We start from the raw sequence: 19,422 nt of genomic DNA, 5'->3' as shown, positions 1-19,422 counted from the left end.
AGGGTGTCCCTGACGGAGGCGCTGCGCGCCGGCGAGCCGGAGGTCTTCGGCCTGCTCTACGACGAGCACGGTCCGCGGATCCACGCCTACTGCCACCGCATGGTCGGTGACGAGGCCGCCGACGCCGCGCGGGACGCCTTCGCCGCAGCCGCCCGCCACCGCGCCGGAGCCCCGTCCGACGACGACGCGCTCCCCCTCTGGCTGCACGCGCTGGCGCGGGCGGAGGTGCTGCGGCGCGGCGCCCTGGCGCACGCCGTCGCGGCGGATCCGATGGCGCCCCCGCTGGAGCGCGCCCTGGCCCGGCTGCGCCCCGAGCACCGCGACGCGCTGGCGCTGGCCGACGCACTCGACGTCGAGGGGCTCGCAAGGATCACCGGAGTGGCGGACGACACCGCCGAGCTGCTGGTCCGCATGGCGGGCCGCCGGCTCGAACAGGCCGTCGTCACCGTGCTTGAGGCCGGCGCCGAGGCGGACGACGAGCTGCTGACGGCGCTCGCGAAGGGCCGCCTGCCCGCGCTCGTGAGCCGCCGGGTGCCCGGCCCTCCCGCGTCGCTGCGGGAGGACGTGGTCGCCGCCAGCGCCGCCGCCGAGCGGGCGACCGCCGGCGTGCCGCTGTCCGACGCCGACGGGCTGCCCCTCTCGATCGAGGGCGCGTTCGGCACGGCCGACGCGGCGACCGGGCACCACGCGAGGCGCACCCGGCCCGAGACCGCGGCGGCCGCCCGCCACCGGCGCCGGCCGCACCGGCGCAACGCCCTGCTCACCGAGACGCTCACCCTGGCCGCCTGTGCCGCTGCGGTCGTCGGCGCGATCCTGGTCTGGCCGGCCGGTCCGGGCCAGGGGGTCTCCCACGTCGGCGACAACAGCCGGCTGGTGCGGCACGGCACGCCGACGAGCCGTCCGTCGTCGCCCGGCGACGCCGGAACGCTGGGCGACGGGTCCTCGCGCGCCGGCGGTTCGCGGACCGCGCCGAAGACCGCCGCCGCGTCTCCGTCGGCCTCGGCCACCCGCGCGTCGTCCTCGCCGACGCCGACGGCGAGCCGCCCGCCCGCCTCCCCGTCGAGCCCGACCCCGTCCGGCACCCCGACGCCGTCGCCGACCACCTCCGCGCCGACACCCACGCCCACACCCACGCCGAGCCTGTCGACGCTCCCCCTCCCGGTGTCGGTCGGCGGAAGCCCCAGCGCGACCCCGACGCCGAAGACCTCCTGAGGAGACTCCGGCGCCTGCTCGAGCCGGGCGGACCTGGGCCGGCCGGCCGCGTCCCGCGCGACCACATCCGGTCGCGGTCGGCTCGCGCCTCCCCATCCCGGACCTTTGCCGGCGGCCCGTACGTTCGAAGATCGACAACGTCTTCGCAGCCATCGAGGTCACCGTGAACGAACCGAAGATCGACAAGGATGTGCCACACCCGGCGCGCGTCTGGAACTACCTCCTCGGAGGCAAGGACAACTACCCGGCCGACAGAGAGGCCGGCGACCAGGCCGTACAGGTGCTGCCGGAGGTGGTCCGGCTGGCCCGCGAGTCCCGCCAGTACCTCAACCGCGCCGTCTCCTACCTGGTCGAGGAGGCCGGAGTCCGGCAGTTCATGGACATCGGCACCGGGCTGCCCACGGCCGACAACACCCACGAGGTAGCTCAGCGCTCCGCGCCCGAGACCCGCGTCGTCTACGTGGACAACGATCCCCTGGTCCTGACCTACGCCCAGGCGCTGCTGACCTCGACGGCGGAGGGGGTCACCGACTACGTCCATGCGGACCTGCGGGAACCCGACGCGATCCTGGAGCAGGCCGCTCGCGTCCTGGACTTCGAGCGGCCGATCGCGCTGATGCTCATGGGCATCACCGAGTTCCTCCCCGACGATCGGGAGGCGTACGACATCGTCGACCGGTTGGTGGCGGCGCTGCCGGCCGGGTCGTACCTGGCGCTGTACGCGACGACGAACGTGGTACACGGCGAGCGCACCGATCAGGCCATACGGATGTGGAACCAGGTCGAGGGCACCACGCCCATGACGGCCCGGTCGGTGGCACAGATCGCCAGGTTCTTCCGCGGGCTGGAGCTGGTGGAGCCGGGCCTGGTCGAGATCACCCGGTGGCGGCCCGTGCACCCCGACCTGACCGGCGAGCCGGTCGACGGCTACGCGGGCGTGGGGCGTAGACCATGATGCCCACCGCGGCCCGGGAGGGCCGCGGATCGCCGGTCAGACCTCGCTGAGGACGCGTCGCCGCGGGACACCGGCGGCTGTGCCGGGGCCGTCCTGGCCCGTCCGCGAGCGCTCGCGCCGCACGAAGATCAGGCCGAGGGCGGCGCCGACGAGCATGGCGACGAGGTGCCCGACCGCCGCCACGCCCAGCCGGTCCAGGCCGCTGAACAGGTGCGGCGCGAGGAAGGCCAGGGCCACCCCGGCACCGATGCGCCACCAGCGGCTCGGCACGCGGTCGAAGAGCCGGTGGCCGTGCCGGGCGGTGCGCACGAGCGGCTCGGCGCCGTACAGCATCGTGGCGACGAGCGCCGAGGCGATGACGTAGGACGGGCCGACGTCGTCGATGTACCGCAGGGAGGCGGGCATGGCGCCGGCCGAGATCCGCCAGGCGAGCAGGCCCTCGCTGATGAGCGTTCCGATGACCTGGGCGGCGCCGACCAGCACGAGGGTCCGGACGTTGCCGAAGCGGTGTACCACGGGGAAGAGTCCGATGACCGCCAGGACCACCCACATCCACGGCACGGCCTGGGCCACGAACGCCGAGGCGACCATGGTGCCGACGGGGTCGGTCCTCAGGTTGACCAGGTTCGTGGCCGTCGTGGCGACGACCGAGCGCTGCTGGGCCGGCCCCAGGCCGTACGCGTACACGGCCGAGACGGCGCAGAACGCCAGGATGAACACCATGGGCAGGGGGAAGCGCCTGAGGAACGAATGCACGCGGGAAAGCGTAGGGGCTCTTTCTGAGAGCTCCATGACATACGGACGATCGTCAGCCCGGTCTTACCCCGGGGACAGGCGACCGTCCCGTCGGGTGGATCAGCCCCGGGCGTTCTGAGCGGCCGCGCTCCAGCCGCGTTCGAGCAGCTCGAAGGCACAGGCGATGGCGGTGTCGGCGTCGGCGCTCCCGCCGGGGAGGTAGCGGGTCTCCAGGGCGAAGTGGGCCAGTGCCCGGCAGGTCGGGTCGTCGGCGGGCGCGCCGATCTCCTCGGCGATCGCCCGGGCCAGAGCGGTCTCGTGCCGCATCCACATGCGGCGCTCGTACTCGCGCAGTTCGGGGGTGTTCTCGACGAGTTCGACGAACCGGGTGAAGCTCACGCCGGCGTCGCCGCCCTTGACCCGCCGGGAGCGCCGGACGTAGTCGCGCAGGGCGGCGGGGATCGATGTTCCCTCGGGGCGTTCGCGCACGGCGGCGATCAGGGCGGCCTCCAGCTCGGCGTCCTCGTCGAAGACGAGCGCCTCCTTGCCGGGGAAGTGCTTGAACAGCGTGGTCGTGGAGACGTCGGCGGCCTCGGCGATGTCCCGGATGCCGACCTGGTCGTAGCCGCGCTCGAGGAAGAGGCGCAGTGCGGCGTCCGCCAGGGCCTGGCGGGTGGCGGCCTTCTTACGCTCGCGCCGGCCGAGGGGCGCACGCTCCGTCGTCGCGTCGGTCATGCCGCCGATCCTACTCTTACGGTTGACCGAGGCAACACGTTGAACCGTCACACTTATTGATCGGGTGCGCTTTCGTGAAGGGATCGGCCGGCCGGTGAGGGGGTCGCCCGGACGCGAACGCCCCTCGCCGGCCGGTCGCGGCCCGTCCTACCGCTGCGGCAGGCGAGCCTCGCGGAACCGGCGGAGCCGGACGGAGACCCGGTCGACGGCGGTCGTCACGGTGACGGACCGGTACCGTCCGGGCACCTCGGCCGCCCAGAACGCCCCCGCGATCGTCACGGCCGGGACCTTCACCACCGATCCCCCGGCGTGGAACTCGACGAGCACCTCGCCCCCGGGCGGCAGCTCGCCCCAGGCCACGGACCAGCCCCGGCCGCGTACGGCGCCGCGGACCAGGGAGTCGTCGAGCCCGCGGGCCACGGCGACGTCGATGAGCCCGTCGCCCGTGTGCACCTCCAGGGCCGGACGGCGCCGGCTCCCCCGGCCGACGCGCAACTCCCAGCCGCTCGCCGCCAGCGGGGTCGTCGGGAACGTGATGGCGTGGGACATGGTCGACCTCCCTGGAGGCGGCGGATGAGAGACGGATACGGGCGGCGGCCACCGCCGCCCGTACCCGGTGCCGGTCAGATGGCGAGGGCGCCTTCGACCGGGGATTCGCCGCGCCGTACGAGGAGGGCGGCGAACGCGGCGACGAGCGCGACCACCGCGGCGACCGTCATGGAGGTCTGGAAACCGTCCATGAAGGCGAGGTGGCTGCCGGTCGTGATGGCCTTGGCGACCGGGCCCGGAGCGCCGTGGGGCACCGGGGCGACGCCCTGGGCGATGTAGTCCTTGGCGCCGGTGAGCTGGTGGGCCGCCGGGGCGGGCAGTCCCGCGCCGGTCAGCCGGTCGACGAGGACGCTCCCGACGCGGCTGGACAGGATCGTGCCGAGGACCGAGGTGCCGAGCACGCCGCCGACCTGGAACGCGGTCTGCTGCAGGCCGCCCGCGACGCCCGCCAGGTGAACGGGGGCGTTCGCGACGATCGCCTCGGTACCCGCGGTGAGGATGAAGCCGAACGCCATCCCCATCAGGATGAACCACGGCCAGATCGTGTTGTACGAGGCGTCGACCCCGATCCGGGACAGCCCGAACAGCGCGCCCGCGGTGAACACCATGCCGATCCCGAGCGGCACGCGCGGCCCGAACCGCTGCGTCAGCGCCCCGCCCAGCGGCGAGGAGACGATGAAGATCGCGGTCATCGGCAGCATCCGGACGCCCGCCTGCACCGGGGACATTCCGTGGACCTGCTGCATGTAGAGGGTGATGAAGAAGATCGTGCCGAACAGGGCGAACGCGCCGAGGACGATGAGTCCGGTCGCGGCCGACAGCGACGCCGAGCGGAACAGGCTCATCGGCAGGATCGGGTGCGTCGCCCGCACCTCGCGGATGACGAATCCGACCATGAGGACGGCGAACGCGGCGAACGACCACAGCGGCACCGGGTCGCCGAAGCCATAGTTACCGGCCTTGATCAGGCCCCACACCAGGGCGAACAGCGAGCCGGACAGGAGCAGGACGCCGGCGAAGTCGAACGAGCCGACGGCTCCCTCGTCGCGGGACTCGCGGATCACCCACAGGCCGACCAGGAGGGCGACCAGACCGAGCGGCGCGTTGAGGAAGAAGACCGACTGCCAGTTCACGTGCTGGACGAGCAGGCCGCCGACGATCGGGCCACCGGCGATGGAGATGCCGACGGTGGCGCCCCAGATGCCGATCGCGGCGTTGAGCCGTTCCGCGGGGAAGGTGTTGCGCAGGATGGCCAGGCTGGCGGGCTGCAGCAGCGCGCCCGCGAAGCCCTGCACGACGCGCCAGAAGATCACCATGCCGATGCCACCGGACACGCCGACGAGGACGGAGGCGACCGCGAAGCCGATCACACCGGCGAGGAAGGTGCGCTTGCGGCCGAACCGGTCGGCGATCTTCCCGGCCGGGATCAGGGTGACGGCCAGCGCGAGCAGGTAGCCGTTGGTGACCCACTGCAGACCGGACAGGTCGGCGTGCAGGTCCTTGGCGATGGCCGGGTTGGCGATCGACACGACGGTCGCGTCGAGGCCGACCATCATCACGCCGAGCGCGACGGCGAGCAGGGTGAGCCAAGGATGGCCGTGACCGGCCCGGCTCGGTCTTTCGTGCGTCCCGGGGCGGGACGGAAGTGTCGCTGGGGACGTCATGAACTGCCTCCGAAAGTTCGTGAGGTCCCAAACGTGTCATGCTGTGACAGTTGTCGTCAAGCGACTAAAGTCCGGCTATGACGAGTGTCACGATATGAAGGAACTATTGGCCGAGCCGTCCAATGTCAGCTACCCTGCGGGCATGGAGGCGTCCCCTGCTGTTCAGCCCTGCGCTCCGACGGCCGGTCGTCGTGAGCGAAAGAAGCAGCGCACTCGTGAGGCCCTGGTGGACAGCGCGTTCCGGCTGTTCGCGGAGAAGGGCTTCGAGGCGACCACCGTCGAGGAGATCGCCGACGCGGTCGACGTGTCCTCCCGGACGTTCTTCCGTTACTTCGCGTCCAAGGAGGATGTCCTCCTGACGTTCCAGGACGAGCAGTTCGGCGCGATGAAGGAGGCGTACGCCGCCCGGCCCGCCGACGAGCCGGTGATCACCGCCCTGCGCCGCGCCGCGGTCTCGGTCATCCGCGCCTTCGAGGACGGCGAGTTCGGCTTCGACCCCGAGCGGTTCGGCTGCATCCAGAGCCTGATGGAGACCAGCCCCGCCGTCTTCGGCAGCAGCCTCGAACACGGCCAGAAGAAGCACGCGGAGATGACCCTCCTGGTGGCCGACCGCATGGGCGTGGACCCCGCCACCGACCTGCGCCCGCACGTGGTCGCGGCCGTCGTCAACGGCGTGTTCCACACGGCGTTCGAGCTGCTCAGCAGCGGCATCGTACGAGCCGAGCGGTTCTCCGACGTGCTGTCGGAGCTCCTGCTGTCCCTGGAGGACGGCATCAACTTCCCCGCCGCCGCGGTGGAGGCCTCCTCGCCGAACTGATCGGCCGCGGAGACACCCCACCGCGCGTCAGACGGACCGGCCTCATCCGGCCCCGCCCGCCTCGTACGGCTCCGGCCGACGTACGGCCTCAGCCGGTCGAGGCGGCCCACCGCTTGATGGCGAAGCGGTCGCCGTCGCGACGGACCTCGGCCGCGCCGGCGCCGGCGAAGTGCGCCGGCACGACGAGCTCTCCGGTGTCGGCCGCGCGTTCGAGCACCCTGCGGCGGGTCGCCGCCGCCTGCGCGCGGTCCTCGCAGAAGCAGCTGTTGTAGTCGGGTTCGAGGATCTGCACCGGGCTGTGCAGGATGTCGCCGACGAACACGGCGCGGTCCGTGCCGGAGGCCACTCGGACGATCGATGAGCCCGGCGTGTGGCCGGGCGCCGGCTCCAGGCTGATGTTCCCGTCGACGCGGTGGCCGTCGCTCCACAGCTCGGCGCGGCCGAGGACCGGGGCGACGCTGTCGGCGTAGACGATCCGGCTGCCCTCCTGTCGGCGTCTCTCGTGGTCGTCGCGGGGCGCGCGGCGGCGGTGGGCGTTGCGGGGGTCGAAGAACTCCTGGTCGATCCGCGGGATCAGGTACGTGGCGTTCGGGAAGGTCGGGACCCACTCCCCGTCCCGCGACTCGGTGTTCCAGCCGACGTGGTCGTAGTGGACGTGGGTGTTGATCACGAGGTCCACGTCCTCGGGCCGTACGCCCGCCGCGGCCAGCCGGCCGAGGAAGTCGGTCCGCAGATGGTCGAACAGCGGGATCTGCGGCCGGTCCCGGTCGTTGCCCACTCCGGTGTCGACCAGCACCACCTTGCCCTCGCTGCGCAGGACCCAGGTCTGCGCCGCACCGTGGTAGGCGTCGGTCTCCGGGTGCCAGTGATCCGGCGCGAGCCAGGACTCGTTGCGCCGCCAGATCTCGGCCGGGCTGTCCGGGACGATGAACCGCGCGGGCGCTATCTCGCCCTGCCATTCCACGACCTTGGTGACCTCGACGTCACCGATCTGGAAATCGCTCATGAGACCATGTTCACGGCCCCCGATGCGCTTTCCAATGCGCGATACGAGCTCCTGGATGCGCGATCGTCTCATCGATGCGACGTACCACAACGCCCGGCCGCGCCCTGGCGGATCGAGGATCTGGCCGCACAGGTCGGCCTGTGCCGTGCCACCCTGGCCCGGCGGTTCACCGCCCTGACCGGGCAGCCGCCGATGGCGTACCTGACCTGGTGGCGCATGACCACGGCGGCCCGGCTCCTCCGCGAGTCCGAGATGCCGCTCGGCGCCATCGCCCGTCAGGTCGGCTACGGCTCCCCGTACGCCTTCTCACACGCTTTCAAACGGCGGTTCGGCCTCCCACCAGGGCTGTACCGCGACCGCGAACCCGCCGGTCGAGCATCGCCGGCTCCGGCGGGCAAAACCCGCGCCGCATCATGATGGGTCAGCCGTTCGGGTCGATCCACAGCTGGACGGCCAGGGCGTCAGGAGGAGGGTGAAGCCGGTTGAACGCGTTGTGCCAGAACCGTGCCCACACCCCGTCACAACACCACCCCGCGACCGCACCGTGCGGGCCGAACGGTACGTTACCCGGGTGGGAGAACTGATCGACTTCGCCAGATGCTCCCCCGCCCTGCAAGACCTCACCGCCCAGACCGAGATCCTTCTCGGCGTCCCGGAGGCTCGGGGGGCCCGGGCAACGGCACGGGAAGACGGGCCAACGGAACCAAGAGGCAGCAAGTGGACCACCTGAGCGTAAACATCGCCGGCCAGCGGATCGCGTACCTGGAGAGCCCCGGCGGCCGGGGCAGCCAAGACGATCGCGCGGTCATCTTCGTCCACGGCAACTCGTCTTCGGCCAGAACCTGGATCCCAGTGCTGACCGGCGGTTTCGGCCAGCGGTTCCGTTGCCTTGCGCTGGACCTGCCCGGCCACGGGCAGTCCGAGCCGGCCAGGGACCCGTCCGACTACTCGCTGCCGGGATACGCGGCGGTGCTCGCCGACTTCGCTCGGACGCTCGGTGCCGCCGACGCGGTCGTCGTCGGATGGAGCATGGGCGGTCAGATCATTCTGGAGGCCGCACCAACGTTGCAGGACGCGGCCGGCTTTGTCATCTTCGGCGCACCGCCGGTCGCGTCAGCCGCCCAGTTTCCGGAGGCGTTCCTGCCGAATCCGGCGATGAGCGCCGTCGGCAGCGCGAGCCTCAGCGAGTCCGAGGCGCAGTCGCTTGCCGCCAGCTTCACCGCGCCCGGCTCGGCGCTGGCAACCAGCGAGTTCGTATCCGACATCCTGGCCACCGACGGCGCGGCGCGCACAGCGCTGGGCTCCAGCGTCGGCGAGGGTCGGTTCGCGGACGAGGTCGCGATCGTCGCAGAGCTCCGCCAGCCGCTGGCCATCTTGCACGGCGTCGGCGAGCAGTTGGTCAACCTTGACTACCTGCGCAAGCTCACCATCCCTGCGCTGTGGCGCGGAGAGGTGCAGTTGATCCCCGACGCCGGCCACGCGCCGCACCAGGAGACACCGGAACGGTTCGCCGCGCTGCTGACGGACTTCATCGGCGAACTCGGCGGCTGAACGTGCTCGTCACACCAGGGACGCGCTCCTGCGCCGGCACGTCGACCTGATATCGTCCCGCGCGGTGTGGTCGCGGTCCTGTCGATCCATGACTCGGCTCTGCGTAGCCTGATCCGCCGAGCCTGGACCACCCACCGGTGGGACAACCGTCCTACCCGCCGCCCCTGAAGATCACCAATCCGCGCAACCTCTAAGGTCCACGGGTGCGTCTCTACCTGTCCTCCTTCCGTATGGGGGATCACCCGGACCGCCTGCTCGCGCTGCTCCGCGAGCGGCGGGCCCGCGCCGACGTCGCCGTCATCGCCAACGCCCTCGACGCCCAGGCCGAGCCGGAACGCTCGGCCGGAGTGCGGCGTGAGGCCGACGAACTCGCCCGGCTGGGGCTGCGGCCGACCGAGGTGGACCTGCGGGACTTCTTCGACCGGCCCGGCGACGTGATCGCCGACGTCCTGGCCCCTTTCCCGATGATCTGGGTACGCGGCGGGAACACGTTCATGCTGCGCCACGCCATGGCCCGCAGCGGCGCGGACCTCGCGCTGACCGCACTGCTGCGGCGGGACGCGACGGTCTACGCCGGTTACAGCGCCGGCGCCTGCGTGCTCGCGCCGAGCCTGCGCGGCCTGGAGGAGTGCGACGATCCGCAGGTGGTACCCGCCGCCTACGGCGATCCGCCGACCTGGGAGGGCCTGGGCGTCCTCGACCACGCCGTGGTCCCGCACGTCGACTCCCCCGGCCATCCCGAGACCGAGGTCCTGACCGCCGTCGCCGCGCGCTACCGGGCCGAGGGCGTCGCCCACCGCGCCCTGCGCGACGGGCAGGCCCTGGTGATCGACGGCTCCGACGCGCGCGTTCACTGAGGAGCGCGGCGCGAGGTGCCGTTCTCGTCCCGCCAGGTGGGATGGAACCGGAGTATCTCGGCGGTGGCGGCGCCGCTCGTGACGAAGGGATCGGAGACGACGGCCGCCTCGACCGCCGTCCTCTCGCCGTCAGCGATGATCACACCGCCCGTACGGGGCTCCAGCGGGCCGGCCAGGTGGACCATCCCCTTGGCGAAGACGCCGTCCGGGTTCGCGTAGTGCGCCTCCTTGAGCGCGTCGATCGACTCCAGCGGGGCGTGGTATCTCAGCAGGATCACGTACATGGGTTCAGCAAAGGGCACGGCGCCGCGCCGACGCCAAGACCGGCCGGTGGCGGCCCTATAGGCTCACACCTATAACCGCTGATGGCGGCAGGGGTCGAGGGCGGGCACATGGACGAGCTTCCGGGCGTGGAGTTGCGGCACCTGCGCTACTTCGCGGCGGTCGCCGACGCCGGCACCGTCACCGAGGCCGCCCGGCGGCTGCGCATCGCCCAGCCGAGCCTCAGTCAGCAGATCCGGCTGCTGGAGCGGCGCATCGGCACACCGCTGTTCCGGCGCGTCCCCCAGGGGATGGAGCTGACCGAAGCGGGACGGTTGCTGCGGGACGGCGTCGACCGGATGCTCGGCGAGCTGCGCTCGTCCGTCGCGGCCGCGCGAGCCGTCCCCTCCACGGCGAGCGTGGGAGTGTGCCGGGGAGTGCCGCAGCCCGTCCTGGCTCGCGCGGAGGGGCTCATGACGCGCGACGGGCCACTGCGAATCGCCTACGAGCAGGCCGACTCCCAGCGACAGGGCGACCTTCTCCGCGCGGGCACGTTGGCCTTCGGCATCCTGCGGACACCGGTGGACGAATCGGGCCTGGTCCTGCGCACGATCAATGACGAGCCGCTCGGCATCGTCACGCACCACCGCCATCCCCTCGCGGACCGGCCCGCACTCACCTGGTCGGAGCTGGCCGGCCAGCGGCTGCTGTGGTTCCCGGCCGAGCGCGCCCGTGGCTACGCGGCCGCCGTCCTCACCCGCCTCCGTGAGCACGGCTGGACACCGGAGACCGTTCCAGAGACGCACGGCGGCCACAGCCTGTTCCGCCACGCGCTCCTCGGCCACGACGATCTCGTCGCGCTGCGGACGAGGGCCGGCTCGGTCGACGACCCCGGCCTCGTCTGGCGTCCGGTCGGACCCGGGCCTCCGCACGAGCGACTGGCCCTGACCGCGGCCGCCCGCACGACCTGGTCCCGGCTGCTGTCGGCCGATGACCGGGCCGAGACGGCGAGGTCGTGAGGGCGTCTGCCGCCGACCGTCCGTCGTGGGTCAGGACTCACCGAAGACCGAGACGCGAGTGCGGTGATGGCGCGGTGTCTCGATCTCGTCGATCGCCGCCACCGCGAGATCGGCGTACGAGAGGCGGGATTCCGGCGGCGGCGCCGTCTCACCGCCGATCCGGTAGCCGCCCGTCCTGGCACCGTCGGCCTCCAGCCGGGCGGGCGGGGTCAGCATCACCCAGTCGACGGTGGTGTCCGCCTCGCGCAGCCGGTACAGACCGGCCGCGTGCGCGGCCGCGAACGGCCGGAGCCGCTCCGCGAACGGGCGGAACTCGGGCGGGTGCGCCTCGGGGTCGTCCATCACCAGCCCGCCGCCGGGAGTCGCGAGGGTGGAGAACAGGCCGATCGCCACGAGCCGGGACACGCCGGCCTCGGGCAGACCGCTCAGCAGCGCAGCGGCGGCCTTGACGAAGAATTCCGAGTCGAGATCGTCGAAGCCCTGCTCAGGTCCGGAGAACGGGCTGACCGCCTCGACCGCCGCGTCATGACCTCCGCTGATCGCGGCGACCGCGCCGGCGTCGGTGACGTTCCCCGCCACGACCCGCACACCGTCCGCGCCGAGCTCGGGGTACCTGTCCGGATCCCGTACGACCGCCGTGACCTGATGCCCCCGGCTCCGTGCCTCGGCGGTGATGGTCCGCCCCGCCCGGCCACCGGCCCCGAAGATGACGATCCTGCTCATGGCGCCGCTCCCCTTCCCGGCCGCGTACTTCGCCGCCGGAAGAGGACGGTATCCATGGGATACTGGTTACCTCAACGATACCGGGATAGAGTGCGGAGCCATGGCCGAGCCGCTGGACCCGGAGATGTTCGACCCCGTCTGCCCGTCGAGCGCCATGCCGATCCAGATCGGCGACAAGTGGACCGCGATGGTGGTGCTCTGCCTCGAAGACGGCGCGCGACGGTTCACCGAACTCCGCGGACCGCTCCGCGGCATCACCCCGAAGGTCCTCACCCAGACCCTGCGCGCCATGGAACGCGACGGCCTGGTCACCCGGACGGCGTACGACGAGAACCCCCCACGCGTCGAGTATGAACTGACCGACCTGGGCCGGAGCCTGCTGATCCTCATCGACGCCGCCCGCGCCTGGAGTCGCGACCACCTCCCCGCCCTGCTGGAGGCCCGCCGAGCCCACGAGTCAATCCCACGTCCGGCATTGCTCAAGCGATCGAGACCGTAACGACTCGGCGCGGCCGTCTACGACGAGACGACGACCACCTCGACGCATTGACCGCCGTTTCCTTCGCTGTGGCTGCTCTTTCTCCAAGCACTGGCCGTCACGTCCATCGTTCCTCCAGAACCCGGCGGATCAGGTCTCTGGACATCTCCACCGGAAGCGCTCGGGATCGGATCTGATCGTACGTTTCCGAGAGTAGGCGAATATCGTCCGGCTCGCTCGTCGTGATTCCGCGGACGGCCGTCGCCACGTACGCCAACTCGGTCCGGTTCGGAAGAGTCGCAAGCACGAAAGCCCCACTCGTACCAATAGGGCCGAGCGGGTCGGGAACGATCTGAACGGAGATACGCGAGGACACGACGGACAGCAGATGTTCGGGCTGCCCACGCATGACGTCACGATCACCGACCTGATTCCGCAGGACAGCCTCCGCAAGAAGCGCGGATATGCGAGGCGGCGGTGGATCCTCACGCGGGCCGCTTCATTCTGGCCGCCGTCGCGGCCTTGTCGCCGCCCAGCAGCGCTGACGCGTAGTCCTCGGTCTGGAGGAGGCCGTCCACGACCAGGCACTGATAGGTACCGAGGAAGTCGGCCTCGGACTCGACCTCGGGCCAGTCGAACCAGACGGGGAAGGCCGCGTCGAGGACGAGTTCGTCCCAGAGGGACGGGAGGGCGCCTCGGGTGTCGAGGATCTCGTCGAGTTTGACGGCGATGGCCCGGTCGCAGCGCGTCTCGCCGCGCTCGATCTTGCCGACATGGGAGCCGCAGACGGGAACCTCCTCTCCCAGTTGATCCTGCGAGAGCCCCGACATCGAGCGGTACCGCTTCACCTCGGAGCCGAACAGTTCGAGGGTCTTGGGGCGCTTCTTGCCGATCGCCATTCGCCACTCCTCTTCGGTCTCGCGACTCGTCGCGACTCGCGTCGCGAGAGTCGGCACGTTCGCCCCTGACTACGACAGTCGTCACCAGCGGCTTCTCTGTCCACAGACCATGTCACCACACGTCATCAAGCGAATGCAGGGAGTTTTCCCGAAAGGACGCTGCATGGTCACGACAAGTCCGGACGAATGGGTCCCGCCGCCCCGCCTCACCCTTGAATTGCACGCCTGCGCCGAGAATGTCTACTTGGTGCGCACTCTCATCGACCAGGCCGCCGATTCATGGGGCCTGTCGCAGGAGGTCCGCCACCTCGGCCGGCTGATCCTGACGGAGCTCACGACCAACGCCTGCCGGCTCTACCCGGGCAAGGTGATCCATACGTGGGTCGCCACTCCACGGCACGGCGTCGGGGAGGTCGGCGTGTGGGATCCGGACAGCGCCAACCTGCCCAGGATCGTCGACGCAGACGAGGCCGCGGAGACCGGGCGCGGCCTGTTCATCATCAACGAGCTCACCGGCGGGCGGCTCGGCTGGTACCCCTCCCAGCGCGCCGGCAAGGTCGTCTGGGCACGCTTCGGCCCCTGAGCGGCCACGGCCGTACCGAATGCTCGGTGAACGCCACATCGGACGGGAATGGTCACCCGAGTGCCTGGCGGAGCTCCTCGACGTTCACACCTGTGGCGGACAGCAGTGCCTGGCACGGGTCGTCGGGGTCCGCCAGCACCGCGGCCAGCAGGTGCGTGGTGCCGGTGGACGGGCTCTTGCCCTCATGGGCGAGCAGGCGTGCGCGGGTCAACGCCTTCTCGGCGCTGCTTTCCAGGGCGAGTGAACCTGCCTGCGGCCGGTCGCCCGTCCGGATCAGGTCGGCGACCGCGTTGAACACGGCGGATGGTGTGGCTCCTCGGGTACGCAGCAGCTCAGCACCCGTGTTGACCCGGGCCACCCCGTCGCGGAGCCGGTGGCCGGCGGCGGTGAGCTGGTCGTCCACGACGAGCATGGCGAGGAGCAGATGCGCGGTGGTCACGCGGGAATGTCCGAGCCGGACGGCCTGGCGCTCGGCCTCCATGCGCACCGTGGGCACGACAGGCGACCCGAAGCCACCGCTGGTGAGTCGCCTGCCGATGCGGCCTCCCCACCCTCGGCCCGCGGGTTTGTCGAGCATGCCCAGGTTGCGCAGCCCGTCGACGCTGCGCGTGTTCGGTTCGCCGCCCTGGTGCGCGCTCGGATGCACGGCGAGCCTGGCGATGAGTTCGTCCCGATCCAGCCGCCGTTCGAGCAGTGCCTCACTTGCCCGGTTACCGGGATCGTGCAGCAGTCCCATGAGCAGGTGGGTCTCGTTCGCCCAGGTGACGCCGAGTTCGTTAGCGGACACGAGCATCTGACCGAGCGCGGCGGCCAGCGCTTCGCTCGGCACCATGGGCTGGTTCTCCGGCGACGCCGACTCGTCACGCGGCTTCGCCGTCCGGCGAGCCACCCACGCGGCCTCGTGCAACAGCGCCGTGACCGCGGGCGCGGCCGGCGGGTCGTTCCTGCCATCGTCCTCGCTCAGCCAGAGCCAGACCCTGTCGTCCTTGGCCGAGATGACCGCCCTCAACCCGCCGTTGCTGCGAGACAACAGATCCGCTGCCGCGGATTCGCCCTTGAGGAGCGCGAAGAGCAGATGCTGGGTTCCCACGGTCTGGCCGGTCTCGGCGGCCTTCTCATACGCCCGGGCCAGCGACTCCACGACCTCGCGGGAGGCGTCGGTGGTACCGGTGCTCGACGCGTTCATCATGCGGCCCCCTTCGTTGATCATCACGATGGAGCCTAGGAACGCGCCTTGTGCCGAGACATCTGCCGATCATCCGGACCATATGGCCGATCGACCATAATGAGCGAGCCGATCGGCGTTCAATGAGCTACGTTCACGGCCGAAGGCGAGGTGTCCGCGAATTTCTCCGCTGGTCGAACGGGCTCGCTCCGTCCGCATGGCCGTCACCCGTGAGGCGGAACAGACACGGGCCGCCGTACGCTCTGCGGCGCCTCATGTGGTGGTCGGCGAACTGGCGATGTTCCTGATGGCGCTCGCCATCGGATTCCTGCCGCTCTGGATGTCACCGCCGTCGCCGCGCCACGTGACCGTCACCGCGGCGACCGCGGTCTGGGCGGCACTGCTGGTGCCCGCTCGCAAGCGCTGGCCGGCCGGAGCGCTGCCGGCCACGGTGCCGGTGATCGCCGGCACCGATATCGGGGCGTTGGCGGTCCTGCCCGTGATCGCGTACTCGACGGCACGGCGCATCAGTCCCGCCCGGCGCCTGTGGTCGATGGTGCTGGCGACCGTGGGTGCCGGCCTTCCCCTCAGCGTGGTGGCGGAGACGACCGCCTCGTACGGACTCGGCGAGACGCTCGCCGGTTACGCGCTGAACGCCGCACTTCTCCTCCTGCTACCGGCGTTGGCCGGGAGCCTGATGGGGCGGCGCCGTCCGCTGGTCCGATTGCTGCGGGAACGCAACGAGTACCTGGAGCGGGCGCAGGTGCTCACCGGGGAAAAGGCGCGAATGAAGGAACGCGCACGCATCGCCGCCGAAATGCATGACATGCTCGGACACCGGCTCAGCCTGATATCGATGCACGCCGGAGCGCTGGAACTCACCGTCGCCCAAGAAGCCCCCCGGGTGAGCGGCCAGGCCGAGCTTCTGCGCACCACGGCGGCGACGGCGATGGCCGAACTGCGCGAGATCCTCGAGGTTCTCCGTGGCCCCATGGAGGGTGCTGCCGAAACCGCTGGCGGACGCAGCGGAACCCGAACCGATATCGCCGATCTCGTGGCCGAGTCCCGACGGGCCGGTGTCGACGTCGACCTGGCGTGGTCCGGCGGGGACCTCGACGACGCGGACCCGCGGACGCGCCACGCCCTTCACCGCGTCGTCCGCGAAGGCCTGACCAATGTGCACAAGCACGCCCGGACGGCACATACCCGGGTCGAAGTCACCAACGACGCCGGCCGTGCCCGCGTACGCGTGATCAACGGCCCGGTACCGGGCACGCCCCAACGGCTCCCCGGCACCCGCCAGGGACTGGTCGGCCTGGACGAACGGATCGCTCTGCTCCACGGCGCCTTCACCGCCGGTCCCACGCCCGAGGGCGGATTCCTGGTCACGGCCGACCTCCCTCTCCGCCCGCCCGTCCCCCTGCCCCCCGACCCCGCGGTGCGGCGCGACGTACCCGAACGGCCCAGGCCACTCGATGACGAAGTGCTCACGCTGCCCCGAGCCCTCGGCGCCGGATGCCTCGGGTTGCTGGTACTCGTTCCGGTCGCTGTCGGCACGGCCATGGTGATCATCATGCGAGCCCTACAATGACGCGGGTGATCCGGACCCTGATCGCCGATGACGAGACGCTCATGCGAGCCGGTATCCGCCTCATTCTGGACACCGCCGACGACATCGAGGTCGTGGCCGAGGCGCCCGACGGCCCCTCCGCCGTCCGCGCCTGCCGGGAACACGAAATCGACGTCGCCCTGCTGGACGTCCACATGCCCGGCGGCGACGGCCTGGCGGCCGTTCCGGTCATCGCCCGCGAATCCCCCCGGACCAACATCGCCATGCTCACCGCCTTCGGCGACGACCACAACGTCGCCCAAGCCCTCCGAGCCGGCGCCGTAGGTTTCCTGCTCAAGGACACCGGCCCCACCGAACTGATCCGAGCCGTACGCGTAGCCGCCACCGGCGAGTCGATCCTGGCGCCCCAGATCACCCGCCGGCTGATCGAACGCCACCTGCTTTCCGACTCCCAGGACGCCGAGCCGGCCAAACGCCGAATCGAGCAGCTCACCGACACCGAACGCGACGTACTCCGCCTGGTCACCGCCGGCCTGTCGAACGCGGAGATCGCCCAGCGACTCCACATGGGCACAGGCACGGCAAAGGCTCACATCAGCCGCATACTCACCAAAGTCGGCTGCACCAACCGCGTCCAAGCCGCCATCCTGGCCCATGACGCCGGCCTACCAGCGGGCCCATGAGCCGACACGGTCCCGCCCACTCTCGGCCCCCGTACCAGAGAGCCAGAACTCACAGGTGACATATCGGCCTGCCGACATGTAGTCGCCGATAGCCGGGGAGCTCAAAGCGGCCTGTTGACAGCAGGTCGGCTCGGCACGTCGATCTGCAGATCGTGAAAGTCGCGGATCGACAGGATGACTCGCCGTTCTGGAGCAGCCGAAGTACTACGTGGGTGTTCACGTGATCGGCACCAAGACTCTGGTTCGCACGAACCGGCCGACAGCCCGGCCGCGGGATCGCGCGCGCCGTTATGAAGCGCACGCGATTGCGCCGGCTCACGGCGCACCGTACACGTGCTCTCGGAGGCCCGGCGTACGGTGCGCCGGCCGGTTAGGGTGTGGCGTTGAGCAGGGTCGGGCCGGAGGATTCTCATCGTGATCGCCGGAGAGACAGCCGAGCGCCGTGGGGCCGCGCCGCCCCCGTACATCGAGCGTTTCGGACGCCTCGGGCCGACCGTGTCGATCGCCGTCGGCGGGGTCGCGATCGTGTCGGCATCCATTTGGCTCGTCCTGGCCGCTCACAGTGCGCGTCTGGGAGACGGCCCTCCGGCCCTCGCCCTGCTCCTCGCAGGGATCGGAATGGTCGGCTTCGGCCTGATGAGATTCGCCCGGGGACGTTCCAAGCACTGGATCGCCTTTGCCATCGACGCCAACGGCGTTTACTTCGCCCACTGCGTCCACCCCGGATCCGAGCCCGATGGCCTGGCAAGACGAATCCCCTGGGATGAGATCAACGCACTCATCCTTTTCTCCCGGCGCACGGAGTTCCTCCGCGGCACCGTCGAATGTGTCGGGGTGCGGTTGAATCCCTCCGTCGCAGGCTCTCCCGAAGACCACTTCGCGCGACTCAGGCAGATTCTCTCAAGGCCTGATATCGAGCTGCACGTCTGGGAACAACTTCGAGAACTGGACGGCGACCTGCCGGAGGCACGGATGAAAACGGCGGTCAGCCTGCACACCGAAGTTCGCGGGTGGAGCTACCGCCGTTCTCGCGTCATGGAGGCGGTGCGGGCGCACGCCCCCGGCGTGCCGGTCATCGGCTTCACCGCGGACGACTATTACCACCTGGTCGGGTGGCGCGCCGGCCAGGAGAAGTTGCGGGAGCTCCTGCAAGACGCCGAATTGCGCCGTTGGGGCTGGTGAGAGCCCTGCTCCCGTAGCCCGTACACCGGCCGGCGCCCCGTACACGGCCCCGCCGAGCAGGTAAGGGGGCAGGCGGCCACCGGCGCGCTCGAACGAATCCCCGATATCCACGTGCCTCCAACGCCTAGTGGCACTAGGGTTCTACCTAGAGAGTCTAGGAACGGTGGGAGGTGGCGCATGGTCCGGGCCGGTCTCAGTGCGGCGAAGGTGACGGAGGCCGCCGCGGAGATGGCGGACGAGGTCGGGCTCGACCAGGTCACCATCTCCGCGCTGGCGCGGCGCTTCGGGGTGAAGGACGCCAGTCTCTACTCGCACGTCAAGAACCTGCGGGAGCTGCGGGTCCGGATCGCCCTGCTCGGCGGGGAGGAGATGACCGAACGCATCGCCGCCGAGGTGGCGGGCCGGGCGGGCAGGGACGCGCTGGTCGCGTTCGCCAACGCCTATCGGCGGTTCGCGCTGGAACACCCCGGCCGGTACGCCGCGACCCAGATGCGGTTCGACCCGGAGGAGGTCGCCGACTCCGTCGCCCTGCGCCGGAGCATCGAGCTGACCTACGGCATGCTCCGGGCCTACGGCCTGACCGAGCCGGACCTGACCGACGCCGGCCGCCTGCTGCGCGCCGCCTTCCACGGCTACATCCACCTTGAGCTCAGCGGTGGTTTCGCCCACCCGCGGGAGGTCGAGGACTCCTGGTCGCGCTCGCTCGACGCGCTGCACGTCCTCCTGGAGAACTGGCCGTCGCACTGAACCCGCAGTGGCTGACGAACGAAGACCCGCC

At 70.9% G+C, this 19,422-nt stretch carries 24 protein-coding genes; 13 read left to right on the top strand and 11 right to left on the bottom strand.

Features of this window, described 5'->3' with window-relative positions; translation table 11 throughout:
- The first annotated feature begins 3 nt into the window (after positions 1-3).
- Together NDW01_RS33375 and NDW01_RS33370 are read left to right on the top strand one after the other, a co-directional pair.
- A complete protein-coding gene (locus NDW01_RS33375; RefSeq protein WP_252828320.1) occupies positions 4-1,212 on the top strand; it encodes a sigma factor in 1,209 nt (402 codons plus the stop codon).
- Positions 1,213-1,375: 163 nt separating this feature from the next.
- Positions 1,376-2,167: an SAM-dependent methyltransferase gene (locus tag NDW01_RS33370; RefSeq protein WP_252828319.1), complete on the top strand. Its 792-nt coding sequence runs from the start codon at positions 1,376-1,378 to the stop codon at positions 2,165-2,167.
- A 36-nt stretch (positions 2,168-2,203) separates the two neighbouring features.
- On the opposite strand, the gene NDW01_RS33365 is transcribed toward NDW01_RS33370, so the two are convergent.
- From NDW01_RS33365 to NDW01_RS33350, 4 genes are all read right to left on the bottom strand, one after another.
- Positions 2,204-2,923, bottom strand: coding sequence for a rhomboid-like protein (locus tag NDW01_RS33365; protein ID WP_252828318.1), 720 nt, complete (start codon positions 2,921-2,923; stop codon positions 2,204-2,206).
- 99 nt (positions 2,924-3,022) lie between these two features.
- The gene (locus tag NDW01_RS33360; RefSeq protein WP_252828317.1) at positions 3,023-3,637 is read right to left on the bottom strand and encodes a TetR/AcrR family transcriptional regulator; all 615 of its coding nucleotides are present in this window, start codon (positions 3,635-3,637) and stop codon (positions 3,023-3,025) included.
- A 147-nt stretch (positions 3,638-3,784) separates the two neighbouring features.
- Positions 3,785-4,186: a hypothetical protein gene (locus NDW01_RS33355; protein ID WP_252828316.1), complete on the bottom strand. Its 402-nt coding sequence runs from the start codon at positions 4,184-4,186 to the stop codon at positions 3,785-3,787.
- A 74-nt stretch (positions 4,187-4,260) separates the two neighbouring features.
- The gene (locus NDW01_RS33350; protein ID WP_252828315.1) at positions 4,261-5,850 is read right to left on the bottom strand and encodes an MFS transporter; all 1,590 of its coding nucleotides are present in this window, start codon (positions 5,848-5,850) and stop codon (positions 4,261-4,263) included.
- Between the two features lie 94 nt (positions 5,851-5,944).
- On the opposite strand from NDW01_RS33350, the gene NDW01_RS33345 reads away from it, so the two are divergent.
- Positions 5,945-6,667 (top strand): TetR family transcriptional regulator, encoded by a 723-nt coding sequence (locus NDW01_RS33345; protein ID WP_252828314.1) that lies wholly within the window; start codon positions 5,945-5,947, stop codon positions 6,665-6,667.
- Between the two features lie 88 nt (positions 6,668-6,755).
- Here NDW01_RS33345 and NDW01_RS33340 read toward each other — a convergent pair whose 3' ends face one another.
- Entirely contained in the window at positions 6,756-7,673 is a 918-nt protein-coding gene (locus NDW01_RS33340; RefSeq protein ID WP_252828313.1) for an MBL fold metallo-hydrolase, read from the bottom strand.
- Positions 7,674-7,679: 6 nt separating this feature from the next.
- Between NDW01_RS33340 and NDW01_RS33335 the strand changes: the two genes are divergently transcribed.
- The 3 genes from NDW01_RS33335 to NDW01_RS33325 all read left to right on the top strand — a co-directional run bounded on the left by NDW01_RS33335 (position 7,680) and on the right by NDW01_RS33325 (position 10,081).
- The gene (locus NDW01_RS33335; protein ID WP_252828312.1) at positions 7,680-8,090 is read left to right on the top strand and encodes a helix-turn-helix transcriptional regulator; all 411 of its coding nucleotides are present in this window, start codon (positions 7,680-7,682) and stop codon (positions 8,088-8,090) included.
- A gap of 300 nt (positions 8,091-8,390) precedes the next feature.
- Positions 8,391-9,224, top strand: a complete 834-nt coding sequence (locus tag NDW01_RS33330; RefSeq protein ID WP_252828311.1) for an alpha/beta fold hydrolase — start codon at positions 8,391-8,393, stop codon at positions 9,222-9,224.
- A gap of 203 nt (positions 9,225-9,427) precedes the next feature.
- On the top strand, positions 9,428-10,081 hold the full coding sequence (locus tag NDW01_RS33325) for a Type 1 glutamine amidotransferase-like domain-containing protein (protein ID WP_252828310.1): 654 nt from the start codon (positions 9,428-9,430) through the stop codon (positions 10,079-10,081).
- Here the strand turns inward: NDW01_RS33325 and NDW01_RS33320 are convergent.
- Positions 10,075-10,365 (bottom strand): YciI family protein, encoded by a 291-nt coding sequence (locus tag NDW01_RS33320; protein ID WP_252828309.1) that lies wholly within the window; start codon positions 10,363-10,365, stop codon positions 10,075-10,077. The two genes, NDW01_RS33325 and NDW01_RS33320, sit on opposite strands and share 7 nt — an antisense overlap.
- A 108-nt stretch (positions 10,366-10,473) precedes the next feature.
- Between NDW01_RS33320 and NDW01_RS43585 the strand changes: the two genes are divergently transcribed.
- Positions 10,474-11,361, top strand: coding sequence for a LysR family transcriptional regulator (locus tag NDW01_RS43585; RefSeq protein WP_305883840.1), 888 nt, complete (start codon positions 10,474-10,476; stop codon positions 11,359-11,361).
- Positions 11,362-11,391: 30 nt separating this feature from the next.
- Here NDW01_RS43585 and NDW01_RS33305 read toward each other — a convergent pair whose 3' ends face one another.
- Positions 11,392-12,084, bottom strand: coding sequence for an NAD(P)-dependent oxidoreductase (locus NDW01_RS33305; protein ID WP_252828308.1), 693 nt, complete (start codon positions 12,082-12,084; stop codon positions 11,392-11,394).
- A gap of 100 nt (positions 12,085-12,184) precedes the next feature.
- Between NDW01_RS33305 and NDW01_RS33300 the strand changes: the two genes are divergently transcribed.
- Positions 12,185-12,583 (top strand): winged helix-turn-helix transcriptional regulator, encoded by a 399-nt coding sequence (locus NDW01_RS33300; protein WP_252828307.1) that lies wholly within the window; start codon positions 12,185-12,187, stop codon positions 12,581-12,583.
- Positions 12,584-12,600: 17 nt separating this feature from the next.
- Here NDW01_RS33300 and NDW01_RS44510 read toward each other — a convergent pair whose 3' ends face one another.
- The 3 genes from NDW01_RS44510 to NDW01_RS33290 are packed head-to-tail and all read right to left on the bottom strand — an operon-like array spanning position 12,601 to position 13,461.
- A complete protein-coding gene (locus NDW01_RS44510) occupies positions 12,601-12,690 on the bottom strand; it encodes a DUF397 domain-containing protein (RefSeq protein ID WP_406567781.1) in 90 nt (29 codons plus the stop codon).
- The gene (locus NDW01_RS33295) at positions 12,681-13,001 is read right to left on the bottom strand and encodes a Scr1 family TA system antitoxin-like transcriptional regulator (RefSeq protein WP_252828353.1); all 321 of its coding nucleotides are present in this window, start codon (positions 12,999-13,001) and stop codon (positions 12,681-12,683) included. The genes NDW01_RS44510 and NDW01_RS33295 overlap by 10 nt, the downstream gene beginning before the upstream one ends.
- 46 nt (positions 13,002-13,047) lie before the next feature.
- Positions 13,048-13,461, bottom strand: coding sequence for a helix-turn-helix domain-containing protein (locus tag NDW01_RS33290; protein ID WP_252828306.1), 414 nt, complete (start codon positions 13,459-13,461; stop codon positions 13,048-13,050).
- 163 nt (positions 13,462-13,624) lie between these two features.
- Between NDW01_RS33290 and NDW01_RS33285 the strand changes: the two genes are divergently transcribed.
- Positions 13,625-14,044, top strand: a complete 420-nt coding sequence (locus NDW01_RS33285; RefSeq protein WP_252828305.1) for an ATP-binding protein — start codon at positions 13,625-13,627, stop codon at positions 14,042-14,044.
- 52 nt (positions 14,045-14,096) lie between these two features.
- Here the strand turns inward: NDW01_RS33285 and NDW01_RS33280 are convergent, their stop codons facing one another.
- Positions 14,097-15,254, bottom strand: a complete 1,158-nt coding sequence (locus NDW01_RS33280) for a Clp protease N-terminal domain-containing protein (protein WP_252828304.1) — start codon at positions 15,252-15,254, stop codon at positions 14,097-14,099.
- A gap of 319 nt (positions 15,255-15,573) precedes the next feature.
- Between NDW01_RS33280 and NDW01_RS33275 the strand changes: the two genes are divergently transcribed.
- The 4 genes from NDW01_RS33275 to NDW01_RS33260 all read left to right on the top strand — a co-directional run bounded on the left by NDW01_RS33275 (position 15,574) and on the right by NDW01_RS33260 (position 19,391).
- Positions 15,574-16,800 (top strand): sensor histidine kinase, encoded by a 1,227-nt coding sequence (locus tag NDW01_RS33275; protein ID WP_252828303.1) that lies wholly within the window; start codon positions 15,574-15,576, stop codon positions 16,798-16,800.
- Between the two features lie 5 nt (positions 16,801-16,805).
- Positions 16,806-17,462 (top strand): response regulator, encoded by a 657-nt coding sequence (locus tag NDW01_RS33270; RefSeq protein WP_252828302.1) that lies wholly within the window; start codon positions 16,806-16,808, stop codon positions 17,460-17,462.
- Between the two features lie 414 nt (positions 17,463-17,876).
- Positions 17,877-18,644: a hypothetical protein gene (locus NDW01_RS33265; RefSeq protein ID WP_252828301.1), complete on the top strand. Its 768-nt coding sequence runs from the start codon at positions 17,877-17,879 to the stop codon at positions 18,642-18,644.
- 177 nt (positions 18,645-18,821) lie between these two features.
- Positions 18,822-19,391 (top strand): TetR/AcrR family transcriptional regulator, encoded by a 570-nt coding sequence (locus tag NDW01_RS33260; protein WP_252828300.1) that lies wholly within the window; start codon positions 18,822-18,824, stop codon positions 19,389-19,391.
- The last annotated feature ends 31 nt before the right edge of the window (positions 19,392-19,422 follow it).

Origin of the sequence: Actinoallomurus soli (assembly GCF_024055715.1) — a bacterium.
GTDB lineage: Bacteria > Actinomycetota > Actinomycetes > Streptosporangiales > Streptosporangiaceae > Actinoallomurus > Actinoallomurus soli.
This window is presented reverse-complemented; position numbering and strand designations above follow the sequence as displayed.